This is a genomic window from Mesorhizobium sp. M1078 (assembly GCF_040318615.1).
Taxonomy (GTDB): domain Bacteria; phylum Pseudomonadota; class Alphaproteobacteria; order Rhizobiales; family Rhizobiaceae; genus Mesorhizobium.
The window spans coordinates 1-8,036 of sequence record NZ_JAMYMP010000071.1 but is presented as its reverse complement, the minus strand read 5'-3'; the positions used below and the strand labels follow the sequence as shown (position 1 = coordinate 8,036).

Sequence of the window (8,036 nt, the reverse complement as noted above, 5' to 3'; positions counted from 1 at the left end):
AAGATAGATTACACTGTTCATGTGCACGTCCTCCGTAGCTTTCCAACTTCGACGAACCTGCGATGTTCCGTAAGTGAGAGCATTTATCTCAGCCGAAACGAAGAGCTTCGTCAGGCACGCACCCAGTCACCAGTGAGTTGCCCTGTCCCTCGTGCGGAGCGCCAGTTGCTCCGTCCGAACGGGTGCGCCCGACCCTGCGGGAACGAGTGCCGGCTGCCTCCTCTATTGCAATCTTTGCCTATTCGGCGACCCCGCCTCGGCGTACCGGCGACCAAGGAGAACTCTCCCTTGCCATCAATTGACGGTCCGTCGCTCCAACGGCCCCGCGCTGGTTCGGCACCTTCAACGAAGCAATGATGAAGGCATAGGATACGGCTTGAGGGGCAAAGCGGCTTGTCATGCATGCCTGAGCTAGGCTACTGGCGAACGCGTCTCCAAGGCCAAGTCTCTACTTTGCAGAACGCCTCCCTACGCCCCCAGCGTCGGCTCCGTGTTCACCTCCAGCGCCTCTTCCGCTTCATCCTCTTCACCCAGCACCTCGCCATGAACCCCCAGCGGCCGCCCGATCCAGATCGGATCGACCAGATGGTCGCGCTTGGGGTTGGTGGTGTTGGGGTGGATGAGGATGCTCAGGCCGCCATGGTTCAGCATCAGCCAGGGGACGAGGGTGGCGAAAATCTCGGTGGCGAAGGAGACTTGGTACATGGCCTGTTCGTGCGGGCCGACCGGCTCGTCGCGCCAGTTGCCCAGGCGCACGCGGAAGCGTTCGCCGATGCGCAGGCGCAGCCATTCGGCGTGCTGCCGCTCGGCTTGCCCGTCATAGTAGATGTGGGCGTGATATCTGGCGATCTCGGCGAGAGGCCTTGGCGGGCTGGCGGTGTTCACCTTGATGGCTCCCTCGGTGATTGTCGTGCGGGCAGCGTATACGCAAGGGTGCGGGGTGGCCAAGGGGGCACAGCGTGTGCTCGTCATCTCGATTTCGGGCCAATCGCATATGGCGCTCCCGCACTCCGTCTCGGCTTCGCCGAGCCACCTCTACCCCCACATTCGTGGGGGAGAGGAAATGCTAACCGCCGAGGTCGCTGCCTTGAAAAGCTTGGCATTTCCTCTCCCCCATGGACATGGGGAGAGGTGGCCGCGCAGCGGCCGGAGTGGGGGTTGGCACCGCCGTGTGCTTATTGCCAGCGCTTCATCGGGAGAGGAAACGCTGATCGCAGAGGTCTCCTGCCACGATCAAACCCTGCCCATCAGCACCAGGATCAGCAGCACCACAAGCACAACGCCGACTATTCCGGACGGCCCATAACCCCAGGAGCGCGAATGCGGCCAGGCCGGTACGGCGCCGATCAGGATCAGGATCAGAACTATGATGAGAATGGTGCTGACGGTCATAAGAGTCCCTCGCTTTGCTCTTCAGATGCGAGGGGACAATGCAAAAGGCCGCCCGGTTGTTCCGGACGGCCTTTTGTCTGCCTGGGGAAAGCTGGGCTATTCCGCGGCTTTGGGGAAGGCGATTGCCGGCTCGTCGAGCGGACCCGGTCTTGGCCCTGCGGGCGCACTCGGCTTCTTGTCGCGTCCGAACAGCCGGCGGAAAAAGGCGTAGAAGCGGCTGTTCTTGCTGCGCGTGAAGATCATCAGCATGGACGGCGTCACCACCAGCGTCAGCAGCGTGGCGAAGGACAGGCCGAAGACGATGGCCGAGGACAGCGAAATCCACCATTGCGTCGACGGCGCGTTGATCGTCGTCTCGTGATGGAAGATTTCAAGGCCGAGGCCAAAGGCGATCGGCAGCACGCCAAGGATGGCCGAGACCGCCGTCAGCACCACCGGACGGGCACGTTCGCGGCAGGTCTGCAGCACCGCCTCCATCTTGTCCCAGCCCTCTTCGCGCAGCCGGTCATAGGTGTCGATCAAGACGATGTTGTTGTTCACCACCACGCCGGCCAGCGCGATGACGCCGATGCCCGACATGACGATGCCGAAGGCTTCGCCGGTCAGCAGCAGCCCCAGGAACACACCGATCGTCGCCATGACCACGCAGGACAGCACCAGAAGCACGCTGGTGAACTTGTTGAACTGCATCAGCAGCACCAGGAAGATCAGGAAGATCGCCGCGCCGAAGGCCTTGCCGAGGAAGGCGCTGGCTTCGGCGCTGTCCTCGTTCGACCCCGCCAGCTTCCAGCGTATGCCGCTGTCGAGCTTCATGTCGGTGACCGCCTTGGTCACCTCCGCCTGCACCGCCGCAACCTGGTTACCGGCGGCGACGTTGGCCTGGACGACCACTGTGCGGGCGCCGTCGATGCGGTTGAGGATGCCGACGGTCGGCTCCGGCTTGCGCACGACGAAGTTCGAGATCGGCACCGAGCCTTGCGCGGTCTGCACCCGGAGCTCGTCGAGCGTCGATAGCGTGCGCCGGTCTTCGGGCAGGCGCAGGCGGATATCGACGGCATCGTCGGCGCCGGCCGGCCGGTACTCGGACAGCTTCAACCCATTGGTCACCAATTGCACCACGGTGCCGACGGCGGTCGGGCTGATGCCGTACTGCGCCGCCTTGGCGCGGTCGACCTCGAGCGCCCAGTCCACGCCGGGCGGCGGCAGGCCGTCGGAAACGTCGATGACACCGGGCACCTTGGCGATGCGCGCCGCGACCGCACGGGCCTGGTCGTCGAGCCCTTTGGGATCGATGGCCGAAAGCCGGAGCTGCACCGCCTTGCCCGTGGGAGGACCGGCCTCCGGCACGCGCACCTCGACATCGACGCCGGGAATGCCGGCCATGACGGTGCGCAGCTCATCCAGGATATGGTTCGCCGATTTGCGCTCGCGCCAGTCGATGAACTCATACTGGATGACGCCGACGACATCTTCCGGCACGTCCTGGCCGCCGCCTTGCGTCTTGCCGACGCGGGTGTAGACCGATTTGACGCCGGGCCAGCCGAGCAGCCGGTTTTCGGCGATCCTGGTCGCCGTATCCATTTCGGCCAGCGAGAGATTGCCGCGGGCATGCACATAGAGCAGGCCGTAATCGGGCTCGACGCTGGGGAAGAACTCGACGCCGGCGCCATACTTCGAATAGGCGAAGCCGACGCCGGTGAGCAGCACGGCTGTGAGCACCAGCACAGTGATGGGGAAGCGCACCGCCTGCTTGACCAGCGCCATGTACCAGCCGTCGCGATTGTGTTCCTCGTGATGCTCCGGCGCCTTGGCGAAAAGCGCGCCCAGCGTCGGCGCGAACACCAGCGCATAAAGCATCGAGGCCGACAGCGTGACGATCAGCGTGATCGGCATGTATTTCATGAAGTCGCCGATGATGCCGGGCCAGAACAGCAGCGGCGAAAACGCCGCGATGCGGGTCATGGTCGCGGCGATGACCGGACCGGCCATGCGCTTGGCGGCCAGCGTGAAGGCTTCCGCCTTCGGCATGCCTTCGCCCATGCGCCGTTCGGCGAACTCGGTGACGATGATGGCGTCGTCGACCAGCATGCCGACCGCCAGGATAAGGCTGAACAGCACGATCATGTTGATGGTGTAGCCCATCATCGCCAAGAGCAGGATGCCGATCAGGAACGATGACGGAATGGCAAGCCCGATCAGCAGCGAGGCGCGGCCCGACAGCGCATAGAGGATGACGATGAACACCAGGATGACGGCGATCATCACGTGGTTCTGCAGATCGCCCAGAAGCTGGTTGACGAAGACCGACTTGTCCTGCGTGTAGGTGATGTTCATGCCTTCCGGCATGGTCTTGACATAGGCGTCGGACACTTCCCGCACCTTGGCCAGCGTGTCGATCAGATTGGCGCCGATGCGCTTCTTGACTTCGATGGCGATGGCCGGCTTACCGTTGAGGCGGGTGATGGTCGTGGCATCGGCAAAGGTCGACCGGATCGTGGCGATGTCCTTGGCCTGGACGACGGCGTTGGGTCCGGCAACCACCGGCAGCGACGCCACATCCTCTGGTGTTTCGATCAGCGACGGCACCTTGACCGCGTATTTGCCTTCCGAACCCTCGATGTTGCCGGCGGCGACCAGGCTGTTGGAAGCGCCGACGGCGCCGATCAGCTGGTCGAGCTGCAGCCCGTAGGACGACAGCTTCATCGGGTCGATGACGACCTCGACGAGATCGTCGCGCGCGCCTTGTATGGTGCCCTCAAGAACGCCCGGGACTTCCTCGATGCGGTCGCGCAGTTCGCGCGCCGCCGCCGTAAGCACACGCTCGGGCACATCGCCGGACAGCGTGACGACCAGGACGGGAAACTCGGAAATGTTGACCTCGGTAACAACCGGTTCTTCTGCCGCTTGGGGAAGGTCAGCCTTCGCGTCCTGAACCTTCGAGCGTGTATCAGTCACCGCGGTGTCGACTTTTATAGACGGCAGAAACTCAAGGAAGACAAAGGCACCGCCCTGATAGGCGGATGATTTCATCTCCTTTAACCCCTTGAGACTCTTAAGCTTTGCCTCCAGAGGCCTAAGCAGAAGTCTTTCAGCGTCTTCGGGCGCGATGCCTTGATAGGCAACATTAATATAAACATAAGGGGTAGGAACGTCGGGTTCCGCTTCCTTCGGCGTCGACTGATAGGCGACCCAGCCCGCCAGCAGCAGGAACACCAGCACCGCAATGGTCAGCCGGGCATTGTTGATCGCGAGTTTGACGATATCCATGGCCTGTTCTCAAGATTTCAGGAGCCGCATTGCGGCCGGTTGTCCCCGCCCCGGCTGTCCCCGGCCGGGGCCGTTCCGGCGCTACTGCGTTGTCGCTTCGCCCAACAGCTTCTGGATGGTCGCCTGGTCGGCCTCGACCGGCTTGACTACGTCGCCTTCCTTGACGAGTTCCTGGCCGGCGACGATGACGCGGGCATCGGCTGGAATGCCGCCAAGCACCAGGCCCTTCGGCGAGTCGTCAACGAGGTCGATCGGGAAGAACACCACCTTGTTGTCCTTGTCGACGGCACGGATGCCAAGATCGCCCTTGTCGCCCAGCGTCACCACGGAGCGCGGCAACATGACGGCGTCGGTCGGCTGCGCGCTGAGCGCAATCTCTGCCGTCATGCCGGCCGGCACCGAGCCGTCGGCATTGGGGACGGCGATCTCGACGCGGAAGGTTCGGGTGGCCGACGAGGCGTCGCGGCTGATGTAGCGCACGGTGCCTTCGACGGTCTGGCCGCTGACCAGCCGGACAGTGGCCTTGTCGCCGAGCTTGAGATAGCCGAGGTCGCGTTCGCTGACTTCGCCGCGCGCAATCACCGGATCGAGCTTGAGGATGGTTGCCACCTCGCCGCCCTGCATGACGGAACTGCCGAGCTCCACCGGCACCCGGTCGATGACGCCGTCGAAGGGCGCCTTGACCAGATTGCGGTCGAGCTCGGCCTGCGCCGTTTCCAGCTGCGACTGCGCAGCGGTCAGGTTCGAACGCGCCGTGTCGAGCTGCAGCTTGGGCAGATTGCCGGTCTTCATGAGCCGCAGCGATGCGTCGAGTTCAGCCTGGCGCTGCACGACGAGCTGCTTGGCATTGTCGACCATCGAGATCTTTTCTTCCGCCGCAAGCATCAGCACCAGATCGCCGGTCTTGACGTGATCGCCCTGCTTGACCGGCAGCTTTTCGATGACGCCGGCGACACGCGTCGCCAGCACGGCACGCTTGTCGGCCTCGGTCAGCCCGGAAATGCGGATGGCGCGGGCATAGGTCTTGCGCGGCGGCGTCACCACCGCGACGGTGCGCAGCGGCGCCTTCGGTTCGGCCTCGGCCGCCTTGGCTGCATCCGGCGCCTTGGCCTGATCGCCGGTCTTGGCCTGATCGCTTGTCTTGGCCTGATCGCCTGCCTTGCCAGCACCTTCGACAGCGGCGCTGCCGACGGACGAGAACGCGCCTGTTCCCATCCAGGCGGCGAAGCCGATGAGCACGACAATAGCGGCAAGCTTGTGAAACCTGATCTTCGGCATCATTGTTTTTCCACTGCGGGGTTCGGCCAAGTCGTTATCCAACAGGGTGTCCGTCGTCTAACAGCTACCGTGTCTTCCAACTCGGGCGCGTCGCCGATATGGGTGCGCGCCAGGCCGTGTTCAATTTGCCGTGAACGGCGAAGCCGCGCTTCTACATCAAAGTTGCATCGCAATACAGTCGAAAAGTTGCAGGAACATTGTGCCAGGCGATGTAGTGTGGCCAACGGGAAACGGTTTTGTCAGCGCCCCGTCAGGGGGCGGAACGACAGTCTCGGAACCATACGGATGTTGGAGGCGCTTTGTTTTCAAGGCGTTTTGAGCACTGATACCCCCCTGTGCCCGCACTAGTTTTTGACGCTCAAATGTGGGCGCGACCTGCGTAGCCACTCAGTGAATGGCAGCAGGCGTCAGTATGATTTTGTATACCGTCACACGCAACGGTTGTTCCGGGACGGAAAGTCATCGGCGCTACTCCGATATTCCGAACACTTCGCTGATCGTCTTGATCGATCCGGGCGGACTCAGGCCCGCCGGCGTTCCGCGTCCGGCTTCTTGCGGGCGGCGAGAAATTCCTTCACCCGCCGTCCCGGTGCCGGCCCGCGCACCGGTTTGAAGCCGTCATCGAGTTCGCCGGAAAGATCGAGCGTCGGCCGCTTGCCGACGGCGTCGTAATTCTCCTCCAGCCAGTCGCTCGCCGCTATGCGGCCAAGGTCGCGCAAATAGGTCAAAAAAGCCCATTCGGCGTTGACCTTGGATGACGCCGACAGATCCTTGAACGCTTCGTCGGCATCGATGCGGTGCATGCGGATGTCGCGGTATTCGCCAGGCGGCAGCCGGCCGGCGGCGATCAGCTCCTTGACGAAGGCGATCGAGCGGAATTCGTTCAGCAGCCCGGCATTGAAGGTGATCTCGTCGATGCGGTTCTGGATTTCGTTGGCGCTTTTCGGCGTGCCTTCGCGCACCACAGGATTGATCTGCACCAAAAGCACATCCTCCGTCGCCGCCGTCTTGAAGAACGGAAACAGCGCCGGATTGCCGCCATAGCCGCCATCCCAATAGGGCACGCCCTTGATCTCGACGGCGCGGAACAATTGCGGCAGGCAGGCCGAGGCCATCACCGTGTCGAGGTCGATCTCGCCATCGGAAAAGACGCGCAGCTGGCCGGTCTCGACATTGGTCGCCGAAATGAACAGCTCCATCGACTTGCAGGCGTGCACATTTTTGAAATCGATCTCCTGCTCGACCACGTCACGCAGCGGGTTCAAGCCCAGCGGATTGGCGACATAGGGCGAAAACACTCGGGACATGGTGTCGAAGAAGAAATAGCCGGGGGTGTTCTCGATCGACCAGTTGCCCCAGGCGACGTCCCACGGCATGCGCTGCACCGGGCTGAAGCGGCCCTTGGCCGCCACCGCGCGCCAGAAGTCGTCGAGCGTTTGCCGTGCACCCTCGACGCCGCCGCGCACAAAACCATCGGCCAGCGCCACCGCATTCATCGCGCCGGCGCTGGTGCCGGACACGGCTGAAATGTCGAGCCTGCCATCCTCCAGCAGCCGGTCGAGTACGCCCCAGGAGAAAGCCCCGTGCGAGCCGCCGCCCTGCAGCGCGATGTTGATCTTCTTCGTTTCCTCCGCCTTGCCGTTTTTCGTCATGGCGTTCCTGTTCGGTTTGGTCGCTGCTGCCTCATTCCGCCCGGAAATCGGGCGGGTTCGACGGCAGCGGACTTATATTGCAGTGCAGCATATAAGGGATGACCAAGGCAAGAACACGAACACGGTCGCGTGATCACATGAAATTTTGGTCATGGGGAATGGTCCTCCACGCCCAGGTCTTGGCCCTACGAATACCCCCACCCTTGATCCCTCCCCACAAGGGGGAGGGAGACTTGGTAGACGCTGATCTCAGCAAACCACCGACGTTTCGGCGGCGCGCGGCAGCTTCCCTCCCCCCTTGTGGGGGTCCGAAGGACGGGCGAGACCCGTGGCTCGCCCCGGCAAGCTAGGTGTTTAGTCCCAAGGTTGGATGGGTTGGATCGAGCCTGAATCGTTCGGGCTCTTTTGTCCAGATTTTGCAGATGTATTCAAAGGGCGTGAGGCCCT

At 62.9% G+C, this 8,036-nt stretch carries 5 protein-coding genes and 1 pseudogene; all 6 read right to left on the bottom strand.

The annotated features are described in order from the left end of the window. Positions 1-468 precede the first annotated feature (468 nt). Positions 469-885, bottom strand: a complete 417-nt coding sequence (locus NKH38_RS32875) for a DOPA 4,5-dioxygenase family protein (protein ID WP_352765668.1) — start codon at positions 883-885, stop codon at positions 469-471. A 348-nt stretch (positions 886-1,233) separates the two neighbouring features. After that, on the bottom strand, positions 1,234-1,392 hold the full coding sequence (locus NKH38_RS32870) for a DUF3309 family protein (RefSeq protein ID WP_023702789.1): 159 nt from the start codon (positions 1,390-1,392) through the stop codon (positions 1,234-1,236). A 96-nt stretch (positions 1,393-1,488) separates the two neighbouring features. Next, positions 1,489-4,659: an efflux RND transporter permease subunit gene (locus tag NKH38_RS32865; RefSeq protein ID WP_023752869.1), complete on the bottom strand. Its 3,171-nt coding sequence runs from the start codon at positions 4,657-4,659 to the stop codon at positions 1,489-1,491. An 81-nt stretch (positions 4,660-4,740) separates the two neighbouring features. Beyond that, entirely contained in the window at positions 4,741-5,937 is a 1,197-nt protein-coding gene (locus tag NKH38_RS32860) for an efflux RND transporter periplasmic adaptor subunit (RefSeq protein ID WP_352765670.1), read from the bottom strand. A gap of 521 nt (positions 5,938-6,458) precedes the next feature. After that, positions 6,459-7,589: a patatin-like phospholipase family protein gene (locus NKH38_RS32855; protein ID WP_352765666.1), complete on the bottom strand. Its 1,131-nt coding sequence runs from the start codon at positions 7,587-7,589 to the stop codon at positions 6,459-6,461. Positions 7,590-7,935: 346 nt separating this feature from the next. Then, positions 7,936-8,036, bottom strand: a pseudogene (locus tag NKH38_RS32850) (IS481 family transposase); the annotation flags it as partial.